We start from the raw sequence: 13786 nt of genomic DNA, 5'->3' as shown, positions 1-13786 counted from the left end.
AAGGGGAATTTCTGTGCGAAAAGTTACTGCGCCAACCACCCCCCATCAATATTCCACGCCGCGCCCCGCACCTGGCTGCCAGCCTCGCTGCACAAAAACAGCACCAGCTCCCCCAGATGCTGCGGCGTGACGAACGCCAGTGACGGTTGTTTCTCGGCCAGCAGATCATGCTGCGCCTGCTGCGGATCGACACCCTTGGCCGCCCGGTCGTCGATCTGTTTTTGCACCAACGGTGTCAGCACCCAGCCCGGGCAGATCGCGTTGCAAGTGACATTACTGGTCGCAGTCTCCAGCCCAACCACTTTGGTCAGACCGATCACCCCGTGTTTGGCCGCGACATAAGCAGCCTTGCCGGTCGAACCGACCTGACCGTGCACCGAGGCAATGTTGACGATCCGCCCCCAGCCTTTGGCGCGCATCCCCGGCAGGCTCAGGCGGGTACTGTGAAACACCGACGACAGGTTGATCGCGATGATCGAGTCCCAGCGCTCCACCGGGAACTCTTCCACGGCCGCCACATGCTGGATCCCGGCGTTGTTGACCAGAATGTCGACGCCGCCAAACTCGCGCTCGGCGTAGGCGATCATGTCGGCAATCTGCACTGGATCGCTGACATCTGCAGGGTGGTGACCGACCTTGCCACCGAACTGGCGGACTTCGGCGATGACGCTCGACGCATCACCGAAACCGTTGAGAATCAGGTTGGCGCCGGCCTTGGCCAGGCTCAGGGCGATGCCCAGGCCAATGCCGCTGGTGGAACCGGTAACCAGTGCGGTCTTGCCCGAAAGAGTGGTCATGAATACCTCACACAATGCCAGTGGCGTAGAAAGTGCCGATCACTACGAAGACCGCCAGGGTCTTGATCAGCGTAATACAGAAAATGTCTTTATAGGCTTCGCGGTGGGTCAGGCCGGTAACGGCCAGCAGGGTGATCACCGCGCCGTTGTGCGGCAGGGTGTCCATGCCGCCGCTGGCCATTGCCGCCACGCGGTGCAGCACTTCCAGCGGAATATTCGCCGCGTGGGCCGCCGTGATGAACTGCTCGGACATCGCCGCCAGCGCAATGCTCATGCCGCCCGACGCCGAGCCGGTGATGCCGGCCAGCAGGGTGACGGTGATCGCTTCGTTGACCAGCGGGTTGGGGATTTGCTTGAGCCAGTCGGCCAGCACCAGGAAGCCCGGCAACGAGGCGATCACCGCGCCGAAACCGTATTCGGAGGCGGTATTCATCGCCGCCAGCAACGCACCGCTGACCGCACTTTTGCTGCCTTCGGCGAGTTTGCTGCGGATCGCTTTGAAGCCGAACGCCAGCACCATCAGGATGCCGATCAGCAAGGCTGCTTGCACCGCCCAGATTGCGGTGAGCTTGGCGATTTCCGTGGTTACCGGCGTGGCCATGCCCGGCAATGCGAGGCTGTGGGTTTTGCCGTACCACTGCGGAATCCATTGGGTGAACAGCAAGTTCATGATGCCCACGGCCAACAGCGGCGACAGGGCGACCCACGGGTTTGGCAATTTCAGGTCTTCAGCCGTTTCCGGTTCGTTACGCAACTCGGTGCCATAGCCTTCGCCGGCGCGCTGGGCCTTGTTGCGTTGGCGCTGCAGGAACAGCATGCCGGCGCAGAACACGAAAATCGTGCCGATCAGGCCCAGCCACGGCGCCGCCCAGGCAGTGGTGTTGAAGAAGGTGCTGGGGATGATGTTCTGGATCTGCGGGGTGCCGGGCAGGGCGTCCATGGTGAACGAGAACGCGCCGAGGGCGATGGTCGCCGGGATCAGGCGTTTGGGGATATTGCTCTGACGGAACATCTCCGCCGCGAACGGATAAACCGCAAACACTACGACGAATAGCGACACGCCGCCATAGGTGAGGAGGGCGCAGACCAGCACGATCACCAGCATCGCCTGCCGGGTGCCCAGCAGGCGAATGGCCGCGGCCACGATTGAACGGGAGAACCCCGACAACTCGATCAACTTGCCGAACACGGCACCGAGCAGGAATACCGGGAAATACAGTTTGATGAAACCGACCATTTTCTCCATGAACACCCCGGTGAATGCTGGGGCGACGGCGGACGGATCAGTGAGCAGGACAGCGCCGAGGGCGGCGATCGGGGCGAAGAGGATAACGCTGTAGCCACGGTAGGCAGCAAGCATCAGCAGCGCGAGGGCTGCCAAGGCAATGATCACACTCATGGTGTGTCTCCAGGGATTGTTATTTTTGTGGGTGAAACGGGTGCGGATGAGGCTTTAGCGAGATCTGTGCCAGATATTCAAGCTATTGAAATTTAAAGGTTTTATTTTTCTTGTGAGCACGGTTTAGAAGTTTTGTCTCTTTTCTGAGATATTTTTTGAATGTACGACGTCTTCGCGAGCAAGCCCGCTCCCACACTTGGAATGCATTTCCCTGTGGGAGCGCGCTTGCTCGCGAAGCTTTGGCTGTTGTCCTTTTATTGAGACTTGAGTCTCTTTATTGAGACTAAGCGATGCCCAAGGCCAGCATCTTCTTGTACAGCGTCGACCTTCCCAGCCCCAGCCGAGCCGCCGCCTCTGGCACCTTGCCCGCGCATTGCGCGAGGGCTGACTCGATCAGTTGCCGATCAAAACGCTGGCGCGCCTGGACGAATGTTTCGTCTGCCAAGGACTCCACCATCGGCGCCGAGGTACGTTCAACCGGGGTGAAGGTACCGATGGCGGCGCGAATATCCTCTGCGCTCAGGATCAGCTCATCACCGAGCAGCGCCGCGCGCTCCAGCACATTACGCAACTCACGGATATTCCCCGGCCACGCATGCTGGCCGAGCAACTCCAGCGCTGCACGGCTCAGTTCATGCTGACTGCGCAGCTCTTCAAGGATCGCTTCGCTGAGCGCCGGCAAATCGTCGAGACGCTCGCGCAGCGGCGGGACATGAATCGGCAGCACGTTGAGGCGGTAATACAGGTCGGCGCGAAACTCGCCACGCTTGATCGCCGCTTGCAGGTCGGTCGAAGTCGCTGCGATCACCCGCACATCGCTCTGGATCACTTCATTGGAGCCGACCGGTTCGAACTCCTTTTCCTGCAGCACCCGCAGCAGTTTGCTTTGCAAAGGCAGCGGCATGTCGCCGATCTCGTCGAGAAACAGCGTGCCGCCCTGGGCGATCTGCAACTTGCCGGTGCGCCCCTTGCGGTCAGCCCCGGTAAACGCGCCGGGTGCGGTGCCGAAAAATTCGGCTTCCAGCAACGCCTCGGGAATTGCCGCGCTGTTGATGCTGACGAAGGCTTTGTGCGCGCGTGGCGAGGCACTGTGAATCGCCTGGGCCAGCAGCTCCTTGCCGGTGCCGGTTTCGCCGAGCAGCAACACCGCCGACTCGGCGCTGGCACTGCGTCGGGCGCGGCGTTTGACCTCAAGGCTGGCGGCGCTGGTGCCGATGAAATGGGCGAAGTTGTATTTGGTCTGTCGCGCCCGCAGCAGGGAGCGGGTCGAGGCCAGTTCCTCCTGCATGCTCAGGTAGCGCTTGAGCATCGGCGACAGCGTGCGCAACTCATCGAACAGGGCAAAACCGATCGCCCCGATCACTGCGCCGGCGTCGTCGTGGATCGGCAGGCGCATCACCACCAGCGGCTCTTTGGGCGTGTCCTGCATGTCCAGCAGGATCGGCCGGCCGGTGCGCACCACTTCGCGCAGTAAACTACCGGGGATCACGCTTTCGCAGGGCTTGCCGATGGCCTGTTTCGCCGACTCAAGACCAAAGCGCCGGGCATAGCGCTCGTTCATCCAGACGATATTGGCATCACGATCGACAATCACCGTGCCTTCGCTGGACTGCTCGATGATCTCGAACAGCGAGCGGATCGCCAGCGTGCGAACGCGTTGGTAGTCCTTGAGGCTTTCGGTGGTGTTCATGGGTGGGCTGATCCGGAATTTAGGTTGTGTGTGAGGGCCTCTTCGCGAGCAAGCCCGCTCCCACATTTTGAAGTGCATTCTCCTGTGGGAGCGGGCTTGCTCGCGAAGGCCGCGACCCGGTTTCAAGGCAAGCGCTGATCATGCCTACCCCGGATGCGCCGCCGCCAACAGCTCCCACATTTTGAAATGCATTCTCCTGTGGGAGCGGGCTTGCTCGCGAAGGCCGCGACCCGGTTTCAAGGCAAGCGCTGATCATGCCTACCCCGGATGCGCCGCCGCCAACAGCTCCTTCGTGTACGGATGCTGCGGCGAATCGAACACATCATGGCTGGCTCCCCGCTCGACCACCTTGCCATCCTTGATCACGATCATGTCGTGCGCCAGGGCCCGCACCACCGCCAGGTCATGGCTGATGAACAGGTAGGTCAGGCCGTGTTTTTCCTGTAGATCGCGGAGCAGGGCGACCACTTGCTTCTGCACTGTACGGTCGAGGGCCGAGGTCGGCTCGTCGAGCAGGATCAATGCCGGTTTCAGCACCAGTGCACGGGCGATGGCGATGCGCTGGCGCTGACCGCCGGAAAACTCGTGCGGGTAGCGATGGCGGCTCTGCGGGTCGAGGCTGACTTCCTTGAGTACGCGGATCACCTGTTCATCGCACTCATCAGCGCTGGACTGACAATGCACCTCCAGCCCTTCGCTGATGATTTGCGCCACTGACATCCGTGGGCTGAGGCTGCCGAACGGGTCCTGAAACACCACCTGCATCTGCCGCCGCCACGGTCGCAATTGCTTCTGATCGAGGCCGTCGAGGGCGGTGCCCTGGAAGCGGATACTGCCCTCGGAATCGAGCAGTCGCAGAATCGCCTGACCCAAGGTCGATTTGCCCGAACCGGACTCACCGACAATGCCCAGGGTTTTGCCACGCTGGATATTCAGGCTGATGCCGTCCACTGCCCGCAGGTATTGCTTGCGCTGGAACAGCCCGCCACCGACGACGAACTCGACTCGCAGATCATCGACTTCCAGCACGTTTTCGCGCTCGTCCCGAGGTAATGCCTCGCCTTCCGGTTCGGCGTTGAGCAGCACACAGCTATAAGGATGCTTCGGCGCGGTAAACAGGGTTTCACACGGCGCCTGCTCGACGATCTCGCCAGACTTCATCACGCATACCCGTTGCGCGATGCTGCGCACCAGATTGAGGTCATGGCTGATCAGCAACAGCGACATGCCCAGGCGCTGCTGCAAGGATTTGAGCAGCAGCAGGATCTTGCGCTGCACGGTCACATCGAGCGCGGTGGTTGGCTCGTCGGCAATCAGCAGTTCCGGCTCGCAGGCCAGCGCCATGGCAATCATCACCCGTTGCCGCTGACCGCCGGACAGTTGGTGCGGATAGGCCTTGAGGCGCTCCTTGGGTTTCTGAATGCCCACCAGTTCCAGCAGTTCGAGAATGCGCTGTTGCGCCGCTTTACCGCCCAGGCCCCGATGCACCAGCAGGGTTTCGCCGATCTGCTTTTCGATGCTGTGCAGGGGATTGAGCGAGGTCATCGGCTCCTGGAAGATCATCGCGATACGGTTGCCGCGCAGTTCGCGCAGCACCTTGGGCTCGGCGCCGACCAGCTCCTGGCCGCGATAGCGAATGCTGCCAGTGGTTTGCGCATCGCCTTCGGGGAGCAACTGCAGGATCGAATGTGCGGTTACCGACTTGCCCGAGCCCGACTCGCCGACCAGCGCCAGGCATTCACCGGGACGAATGTCCAGGCACAGGTTGCGCACCGCTGGCTGGCCATGGAAGGCGACGTTGAGGTCACGAATTTCGATCAGATTATCAGTCATGGTTGCACTTCAGGATCGTGGATCGAACGCGTCGCGTAACGCTTCGCCAATAAACACCAGCAGGGAAAGAATCAGCGCCAGCGTGAAAAACGCCGTCAGTCCGAGCCACGGCGCTTGCAGGTTCTGTTTGCCCTGACCGATCAACTCGCCCAGCGAGGCACTGCCAGCGGGCATGCCGAAGCCGAGGAAGTCGAGGGCGGTGAGGGTGGAAATCGCCCCGGTCAGAATGAACGGCAAGTAACTCAACGTCGCGTTCATGGCGTTGGGCAGGATGTGTCGGAAAATCACCTTGCGGTCGCTCAGGCCTAGCGCACGAGCTGCTTTGACGTATTCCAGGTTGCGCCCGCGCAGGAACTCGGCGCGCACCACGTCCACCAGGGCCAGCCACGAAAACAGCGCCATGATCCCCAGTAGCCACCAGAAGTTTGGCTCGACGAAACCGGACAGGATGATCAGCAGGTACAACACTGGCAATCCGCTCCAGACCTCCAGCAGGCGTTGCCCGAGCAGATCGACCCAGCCGCCGTAATAGCCTTGCAGAGCGCCGGCGGCAATGCCGATCAGCGCGCTGACGGCGGTCAGCATCAAGGCAAACAGGATCGATACCCGAGCACCGAAAATCACCCGCGCCAACACGTCGCGCGCCTGATCGTCAGTGCCCAGCCAGTTGACCGTCGAAGGTGGGCTCGGCGCGGGCTGATTGAGGTCGTAGTTGGGCGTGTCATCGCTGAATGGAATCGGCGGAAACACCAGCCAGCCACCGTCCTTGCGGATCAGCTTCTGCACATAATCACTGCGGTAGTCGGCCTGGAACGGCAGTTGCCCGCCAAACGCCTGCTCGGTGTAACGCTTGAACACCGGGAAGTAGAACTGGCCCTGATAACTGACGACCAGCGGTTTGTCGTTGGCGATCAGTTCACCGCCCAGCGTCACGATGAACAGTCCGATGAACAGCCACAGCGACCACCAGCCACGGCGGTTTTTCTTGAATCGCGTGAAACGGCGACGGCCCAGAGGCGAGAGCTTGAACATCAGGCGTTCCTCGCGGCGAAGTCGATGCGTGGATCGACCAGGGTGTAGCACAGGTCGCCGATCAGTTTTATCAATAGACCGAACAGCGTGAAGATGAACAGCGATCCAAACACCACCGGGTAGTCCCGGGAAACCGCAGCCTCGTAACTCATGCGGCCGAGACCGTCGAGGGAGAAGATCACTTCGATCAGCAACGAGCCGGCAAAGAACACGCTGATGAACGCCTGTGGAATCCCCGACACCACCAGCAGCATTGCGTTGCGGAACACATGGCCGTAGAGCACACGGCGTTCGCTCAGACCTTTGGCGCGGGCGGTGACCACATACTGGCGGGTGATTTCATTGAGGAACGAGTTTTTGGTGAGGATCGTCAACGTGGCGAAGCCGCCGATCACCAGCGCCGTCACTGGCAACACCAGATGCCAGAAGTAGTCGGCGATCTTGCCCAGGGTCGACAGCGATTCGAAATTGTCGGAGACCAGCCCGCGCACCGGGAACCAGTTCAGCGAGGTGCCACCGGCAAACACCACGATCAGAAACATCGCGAACAGAAACGCCGGCATCGCGTAGCCGATGATGATCGCGGTGCTGCTCCAGATGTCGAAATGGCTGCCATGATGCACCGCCTTGCGAATGCCCAGCGGGATCGACACCAGATAGGTGATCAGCGTCGCCCACAGACCGAGGGAGATGGTCACCGGCATTTTTTCGAGGATCAGGTCAGTCACCGTGGCACCGCGGAAAAAGCTTTTGCCGAAATCCAGCTGCGCATAGTTCTTGAGCATCAGCCACAGGCGTTCATGCGCCGGCTTGTCGAAACCGTACTGTTTTTCGATGTCCTTGATCAGTTGCGGATCGAGGCCACGGCTGGCGCGCGAGGTGCTGCTCATGGTTTCGCTGGCACTGCCGCCGACGCCGGCGCCGCCAATCCCCTGCAAATGGGCGATGGCCTGTTCGACCGGGCCGCCGGGAGCCGCCTGAATGATCACGAAATTGACCAGCAGGATGATCACCAGCGTCGGGATGATCAGCAACAGTCGCCGCAGAATGTATGCCCACATCAGTGCGGTCCTCCAGGTCTGCCACGGCCGATTTTCTCGGCGGTCATCTGCTGGTTGGTCAGCGGCGTGCTACTGATCTCCCACCAGCTCTCGATGGCTTCGTCATTGCTGGCCTGTATCGCCGGCATACCGAAACGGTTCCACCAGACGGTGGAAGTGCCCGGCGGGTAATAGTTGGGGATCCAGTAGTAGTTCCACTGCAGCACGCGGTCCAGCGCATGGGCGTAATGCAGCATGTCGCTCTGGGTCGAGGCGCGGATCAGGCCGTTGATCAAGCTGTCGACCGCCGGATTCTTCAGCACCATGTAGTTGTTGGCGCCGGGGTCGTTGGCCGAAATCGAACCGAAGTAGTTGAGCAACTCGCCACCCGGTGACGTGGTGACCGGGTAGCCGGTGACGATCATGTCGTAGTCGCGGCTCATCAGGCGGTTGACGTATTGCGAGGAGTCGATGCGCCGGATATTGAGGTCGATGCCGATCTGCTTCAGCGTGCGTTTATATGGCAGGAGCAGGCGGTCCATGCCGTTCTGGCTGACCAGAAAGGTGAAGCTCAACGGTTCGCCCTCGGCGTTGACCAGTTGGTCGCCATCAGGTTTCCAGCCGGCCTGTTCGAGCAACTGCAGGGCTTGCAACTGTTTGTCGCGGATCAAGCCGCTGCCATCGGTTTTCGGTGCTTCGAAGACCTGGGTGAAGACTTCGTCGGGAATCTGCCCGCGCAACGATTCAAGGATCTTCAGTTCTGCGGCATCCGGCAATTGGCGGGCGGCCAGCGCGGAGTTGGAGAAGTAACTCTGCTGGCGGATGTACATGTTGCGCATCATCTGCCGGTTGCTCCACTCGAAATCCCAGAGCATCGCCAGCGCTTGGCGCACCCGGCGATCCTGGAACATCGGTTTTTGCAGATTGAACACGAAACCCTGGGCCGACTGCGGGGCTTCGGTGGCGAGGTGCGCTTTCTGCAAGCGGCCGTCGCTCAGCGCCGGGCTGTCGTAGCCGATCGAGTAGCCGGTCGCGGAAAACTCGCGGTTGTAGTCATAGGCGCCGCCGCGCAGCACCTGGCGGGCAACATCGGTGTCGCCGAAGTACTCGATGCTGAAGTGATCGAAGTTGTACAGGCCGCGACTGACCGGCAGGTCCTTGCCCCACCAGTCGGGGTTGCGCTCAAAAGTGATGCTGCGGCCGGAGTCAACCTTGCCCACCCGGTACGGGCCGCTGCCCAGTGGCGGCTCATAGCCGCCGCCACCAGCGAAGTCGCGGGTTTTCCACCAATGTTCGGGAAACACCGGCAGGGTGGCGATGTCCAGCGGCAAGGTACGATTCTCATTGCTCTTGAAGTCGAAACGCACGGTCAGTGGCGCTTCCACTTCGACGCCTTTGACGTCGGCGAATTGCGTGCGATAGCGCAGGCTGCCCTGGGTCATCAACAAGTCATAGGTGTAGCGCACGTCTTCGGCGGTGATCGGTGTGCCATCGGCGAAGCGCGCTTTGGGGTTGATAAAGAAGCGCAGGGACAACCCGTCTTCAGCGCGCTCCATCTTTTGCGCCACCAGGCCGTAGACGGTGTACGGCTCGTCCATCGAACGCTGGGCCAGCGGCGAATAAAGCATGCCGTCAATCTGCGTGACGCCGATGCCTTTGTCGATGTACGGAAGGATGTGATCGAAGTGACCGATCTCTATCGCCGAACGGCGCAGGGTGCCGCCCTTGGGCGCCTGCGGATTGGTGTAGTCGAAGTGGCTGAAACCGGCCGGGTATTTGGCAGGTTCGCCATAGACGGTCAACGCGTGTTGCGGGGTGGCGTCCACACCAGCGGCGCCCAACAGCAGGGCCACGGCAGTGAACAGCAGAGAAGGGAAAGCCAGTCGCATTGTCAGCCTTAAAGCCGGGTGATCGATAAGCGCAATTTGTACGCGAGCGGTGCGTCAGCCGCCAGCCGTATCCTGTAACCGAAACACAACGGCCCACCAAAAGGCGGGCCGTTGGACAGCAATCAGGCGACGGATCAGTCCTGGCGGCTGGTGACTTCGAGCAGGTGATAACCGAACTGGGTCTTCACCGGGCCTTGCACGACGTTGATCGGCGCGCTGAATACCACGGTGTCGAATTCCTTGACCATCTGGCCAGGACCGAACGAACCCAGGTCGCCGCCCTGACGGCTGGACGGGCAGGTGGAGTTGGCTTTGGCGACTTCGGCGAAATCAGCACCGCCTTCGATCTGGGCCTTGAGTTCGTTGCACTTGTCTTCGCTGGAAACCAGGATGTGGCGGGCAGTGGCTTTGGCCATGGGGAAACTCTCCAATCTATTTCAGTAAAGTGTGGAGCCTACCGGATTCAGTAAGCGATTTCTCGGCAAAGTTCCGCTCGGTACATTGGCACGTGCCTACAGCTGTGCAGCCTTCAGGCGCATCGTGTGCTCGACATACAGTTCGACCGGATCATCGTCGCGTTTTCGCAGACCGCGGGGGTGACCCAGGCTGGCGAGGTGATCGAAAGGGTAGTCGGAGCGGATGACCGTGCCCAGATGCGAGCTGTAACGACCGACGAAACCGTCGTTCTGCCCGGCTTCCATCGCAAAATGTCCCGACAATGCCCGGCAGACGGCATTCACCGGATCGAGTGTCTGTAGCACATCGCCTTGCAGCGTGCCGCTCCAGGAATAGTAGTGGACGCCATTGACGCATTCCGCGCCGTGACCACCCAAAGTCGAGGGCAGGCCTTGAGGGTATTTGCGATTGAATTCGCCGACGCCCGCAGTTGTCAGGGCGTTGAGTGCCGCCACGGCGTTGCGTGGCATCGCCGGTTGACCGCTGAGCAACGAGAGAAAGTCAGCGAATTGCGTTGCAACCTGCTCTGCCACCTGCTCCGGCAGGCTTCCCGGAATCAGCGCCATGCGTAAAGCGTCAGCCAGTTCCGAACCGTGGTTGGGGCCGCTGACGGATGTCACTGAGGCCACGTTCTCCGGCATCAGGGCAGCGGCGTAGCGGCAGGCCAGCGCGCCTTGGCTATGCCCGATCAGGTTGACCTTGCCGGCACCGGTGCCTTGCAGCACGCGTTCGATCTGCCAGATTAATTGCTGGCCGCGTACTTCGTTGTCATGGGTAGCAGACAGCTGTGGCACGAACACCTGGCCGCCAGCTTCCCGCAGTGCTTGCTTGACATCATGAAAAAGCTCGAAATGACCGATACGGTCAAAGCCGAACAGGCCATGGACCAAAAGGATGGGGTAGCGTGTTGTCGCATTCCGTTGCATGTTCCTGCCTCTTTTGCAGATGTTTGTCAGTGGTTGATGCGTGCCACTGTAAAACAGGCCTACGGGCGGGCGATGTCTGAAAAGTCCGCCTGTTCGTGAGGAAACTGGACAAAAAACTGTGCGATTTTTCGATTCTGCTTGAGGGGGGAGTCGGAACATTTGGCAATCTTTTGCCCTGTTTCTACCAAAACGCTGCCGGATGCCTACGTCATGCGGTGTGTTTACCCCCGGTTCGCAAGGCTCAGGGCTGACTTCGAGGATTCGCTGGATGATGTTCAATGGGTTTCGTTCGACGCGGCCTTGATGGCGGCGTTCTATCCAAGGAATGGAGCCACGAATGTCTATGTACGAAGCCAATGACGACTCTTCTGTAAAGCCGATAGCCAATACATCTCCCTTGTCGATTGATAGCGATGGCTGTGGTCATCTGAATTTTAAGGTGGACGGAGGTAGCCTCGAATTCAGCTATCACTCCACCTGCGTAGCTGCGCCAACTTCGAACTTGTGCCTGCCTGCTCCGATGCTTGAGGTCCTGGAGCAGGGAATGCTTGATCCTTCGCTGGGCAACGCATTCGTCCGGGTTGCGCCTTACCCGAACATGATGAGCGGCGACAGACTGGTATTGAGTTGGCACGGGATCGATGACGAAGGATTGCCCTATCGGCATGAGGCCTCGCGCTCTGTCAGCGATGGGCAAGTGGGCAAGGAAATCGTGTTTGCCATAAAAGGCGTACACGTCGCAGCGCTGGAGCGCGGTTCGCTGGAGCTTTACTGGACGCTATATAGCGTGGCCCTTTCCGAACCGGTGTCATCCTGTCGCCTGCAACTGAATGTAGGCGATCCAGAACCTGAGTTGCTTGCACCGATCATTGAAGAAACGGTAGGCGGTACACTTGATCCCGTTCGTGTGCCGCACGGCACGAGCGTCACCGTGCGACCTTATGCGCGCATGGCCGCGAGTGATCGGGTCACGCTGTCCTGGCAAGGCGCCGCACCAGAGTCGGTGTTCAAAGATGTGGTGACTGTGGAGCAGTTTGCTGTCGGTGAGGCGCTGTCTTTCTGGATTGCTGCCGACTGCATCGCAGCCTGTTCCACTCAATCGGTAATGGTCAGCTATCAGATCAAGTCAATGGACGGACAGGTGAGGGACTCCGCAACTTCCCGAATTCTGATCGCACCGTTGATTCGTGGCGATCTGCCGGCGCCGCAGGTGCTGGAAGCGCAAGGCGGCGAACTGGGCGCAGAAAATGCTGTGGACGGCGTGACCGTGGTGATCACTGATCCGCATGCAGAGGAAGGGGAGTTGGTGTATCTCAAGTGCGACGGGGAGTATTTCGGTCATCGCGATGATCGCGATATCACTCGGGAAACTGCCGGTCAGCCACTGGTATTCATCGTGCCTCACCGATTCTGGCGAGAGCATCGGGAAACCGTGGTGCAGGTGTCCTACTCGGTGGAGCGGCTGGATGACGTCAGCCAGGCTTCCGGCGTTACCCGTATCCGGGTGCGGGCGTAAGCCTGGGTTGAAGTTCCGAGTGACAGTTCAGCCTTTGCGGGATGCTGGCTCGCCCGCAAAGGTCGTTCAGAGCATCAGGCCTGAGGGCGTGCCCGAAGACGTTCGGCTGCGCTCGACAGCAACTGTTCCGTTGCGCTGAATCCCAGACAGCCGTCGGTGACCGATACGCCATAGCGCAGGGCAGGGCTCAAAGGTTGGCAACCCTCGAACAGATGGGACTCGATCATCATGCCGATCAAGGAGCGATCACCTTGCAAGCGTTGCTCGAGCACCTCGTTGAATACGTGGGGCTGGCGCAGTGGATCCTTGCCGCTGTTGGCGTGACTGCAGTCGACCATGATCCGGCCTGGAATCTTCAGGCGGGTCAAGTCGGCATGTACCCGGGCCACGCTTTCGCGATCATAGTTCGGCCCATGATGACCACCGCGCAGTACCAGGTGAGTGTCGGGGTTGCCCGGGGTCTGGATGATCGCCGGGTGGCCTTGGCTGTCGACGCCGAAGTGCCGATGTGGATGGGCAGCCGAACGCATGGCGTCGACGGCTACGGTCACGCCACCGTCGGTGCCGTTCTTGAAACCTACGGGCATGCTCAGACCACTGGCCATTTCCCGGTGGATCTGCGATTCGGTCGTACGTGCGCCGATGGCAACCCAGCCAAGCAGGTCGTCGAAGTAGCCGGCAGCCATTGGCTGCAGCAGTTCGGTGGCGATGGGAAGTCCCAGACGGACCATCTCGAGCATCAATTCGCGCGACAGGGTCAGACCGGCGGCCATGTCATCGCTGCCGTCCAGACGTGGGTCATAAGCCAAGCCTTTCCAGCCGACCGTGGTGCGTGGTTTTTCGACATAGGCACGCATGACCAGCAGCATTTCGTCGCTGACGTCCTGTGCCAACCGGGCAAGTTTTTCGGCATATTCCAGCGCGGAGCGCGGGTCGTGAATCGAGCATGGGCCGACGACAATCAGCAGGCGCTGGTCTTCACCATCGAGAATCGCGCGGATCGCCTGGCGGTGGGCGGCGACTTGCTGGGCGAGAGCATTGTTCAGCGGCAATTGCTGCTTGAGCTGCAGCGAGCTGGGCAGGCGCAGGGTCAGCGCTTCGTTGGCAGAATTGAGGGTGGACAGTGGCAGAGCAGAAACAGAAGAGTTCATATTCGGGATTCCTGGGCTGGTGGCGGGTGCTGCCCGCTCACTCGGCCCTACTGGGGT

11 protein-coding genes are annotated in these 13786 nt (G+C 60.5%); 1 reads left to right on the top strand and 10 read right to left on the bottom strand.

The genetic code is table 11. The annotated features are described in order from the left end of the window. Window positions 1-23: 23 nt before the first annotated feature. The 9 genes from hbdH to AC0J41_RS13445 form a co-directional block, all read right to left on the bottom strand. On the bottom strand, window positions 24-797 hold the full coding sequence (hbdH, locus tag AC0J41_RS13485; RefSeq protein ID WP_025112516.1) for a 3-hydroxybutyrate dehydrogenase: 774 nt from the start codon (window positions 795-797) through the stop codon (window positions 24-26). Window positions 798-804: 7 nt separating this feature from the next. After that, window positions 805-2196, bottom strand: coding sequence for a GntP family permease (locus AC0J41_RS13480; RefSeq protein ID WP_473015898.1), 1392 nt, complete (start codon window positions 2194-2196; stop codon window positions 805-807). 283 nt (window positions 2197-2479) lie between these two features. Continuing rightward, window positions 2480-3886 carry a sigma-54 interaction domain-containing protein gene (locus AC0J41_RS13475; protein WP_473015897.1) on the bottom strand — a complete coding sequence of 469 codons (1407 nt, stop codon included), beginning with the start codon at window positions 3884-3886 and terminating at the stop codon, window positions 2480-2482. A 258-nt stretch (window positions 3887-4144) separates the two neighbouring features. Next, the gene (locus AC0J41_RS13470) at window positions 4145-5719 is read right to left on the bottom strand and encodes an ABC transporter ATP-binding protein (protein ID WP_473015896.1); all 1575 of its coding nucleotides are present in this window, start codon (window positions 5717-5719) and stop codon (window positions 4145-4147) included. A gap of 9 nt (window positions 5720-5728) precedes the next feature. Further along, a complete protein-coding gene (locus tag AC0J41_RS13465; RefSeq protein ID WP_473015895.1) occupies window positions 5729-6751 on the bottom strand; it encodes an ABC transporter permease in 1023 nt (340 codons plus the stop codon). Continuing rightward, a complete protein-coding gene (locus AC0J41_RS13460; RefSeq protein WP_473015894.1) occupies window positions 6751-7812 on the bottom strand; it encodes a microcin C ABC transporter permease YejB in 1062 nt (353 codons plus the stop codon). Before AC0J41_RS13460 ends, AC0J41_RS13465 begins: the two co-directional genes overlap by 1 nt. Then, window positions 7812-9680, bottom strand: coding sequence for an extracellular solute-binding protein (locus tag AC0J41_RS13455; RefSeq protein ID WP_473015893.1), 1869 nt, complete (start codon window positions 9678-9680; stop codon window positions 7812-7814). The genes AC0J41_RS13460 and AC0J41_RS13455 overlap by 1 nt, the downstream gene beginning before the upstream one ends. A gap of 134 nt (window positions 9681-9814) precedes the next feature. After that, window positions 9815-10096, bottom strand: coding sequence for a peptidylprolyl isomerase (locus AC0J41_RS13450; RefSeq protein ID WP_007912303.1), 282 nt, complete (start codon window positions 10094-10096; stop codon window positions 9815-9817). 96 nt (window positions 10097-10192) lie between these two features. Beyond that, window positions 10193-11062 (bottom strand): esterase/lipase family protein, encoded by an 870-nt coding sequence (locus AC0J41_RS13445; protein WP_473015892.1) that lies wholly within the window; start codon window positions 11060-11062, stop codon window positions 10193-10195. Window positions 11063-11399: 337 nt separating this feature from the next. On the opposite strand from AC0J41_RS13445, the gene AC0J41_RS13440 reads away from it, so the two are divergent. Then, window positions 11400-12578: a hypothetical protein gene (locus AC0J41_RS13440; RefSeq protein ID WP_473015891.1), complete on the top strand. Its 1179-nt coding sequence runs from the start codon at window positions 11400-11402 to the stop codon at window positions 12576-12578. Window positions 12579-12652: 74 nt separating this feature from the next. Here the strand turns inward: AC0J41_RS13440 and AC0J41_RS13435 are convergent, their stop codons facing one another. Then, window positions 12653-13729 carry a 3-deoxy-7-phosphoheptulonate synthase gene (locus AC0J41_RS13435; RefSeq protein ID WP_473015890.1) on the bottom strand — a complete coding sequence of 359 codons (1077 nt, stop codon included), beginning with the start codon at window positions 13727-13729 and terminating at the stop codon, window positions 12653-12655. Window positions 13730-13786: the final 57 nt, after the last annotated feature.

This window comes from Pseudomonas sp. Arb-4-2C (assembly GCF_055755015.1).
This window is presented reverse-complemented; position numbering and strand designations above follow the sequence as displayed.

What these genes read in the sequence shown, in the direction of transcription:
- hbdH (WP_025112516.1), bottom strand. Translation starts at nt 797, where the DNA reads ATGACCACTCTTTCGGGCAAGACCGCACTGGTTACCGGTTCCACCAGC.
- AC0J41_RS13480 (WP_473015898.1), bottom strand. Translation starts at nt 2,196, where the DNA reads ATGAGTGTGATCATTGCCTTGGCAGCCCTCGCGCTGCTGATGCTTGCT.
- AC0J41_RS13475 (WP_473015897.1), bottom strand. Translation starts at nt 3,886, where the DNA reads ATGAACACCACCGAAAGCCTCAAGGACTACCAACGCGTTCGCACGCTG.
- AC0J41_RS13470 (WP_473015896.1), bottom strand. Translation starts at nt 5,719, where the DNA reads ATGACTGATAATCTGATCGAAATTCGTGACCTCAACGTCGCCTTCCAT.
- AC0J41_RS13465 (WP_473015895.1), bottom strand. Translation starts at nt 6,751, where the DNA reads ATGTTCAAGCTCTCGCCTCTGGGCCGTCGCCGTTTCACGCGATTCAAG.
- AC0J41_RS13460 (WP_473015894.1), bottom strand. Translation starts at nt 7,812, where the DNA reads ATGTGGGCATACATTCTGCGGCGACTGTTGCTGATCATCCCGACGCTG.
- AC0J41_RS13455 (WP_473015893.1), bottom strand. Translation starts at nt 9,680, where the DNA reads ATGCGACTGGCTTTCCCTTCTCTGCTGTTCACTGCCGTGGCCCTGCTG.
- AC0J41_RS13450 (WP_007912303.1), bottom strand. Translation starts at nt 10,096, where the DNA reads ATGGCCAAAGCCACTGCCCGCCACATCCTGGTTTCCAGCGAAGACAAG.
- AC0J41_RS13445 (WP_473015892.1), bottom strand. Translation starts at nt 11,062, where the DNA reads ATGCAACGGAATGCGACAACACGCTACCCCATCCTTTTGGTCCATGGC.
- AC0J41_RS13440 (WP_473015891.1), top strand. Translation starts at nt 11,400, where the DNA reads ATGTCTATGTACGAAGCCAATGACGACTCTTCTGTAAAGCCGATAGCC.
- AC0J41_RS13435 (WP_473015890.1), bottom strand. Translation starts at nt 13,729, where the DNA reads ATGAACTCTTCTGTTTCTGCTCTGCCACTGTCCACCCTCAATTCTGCC.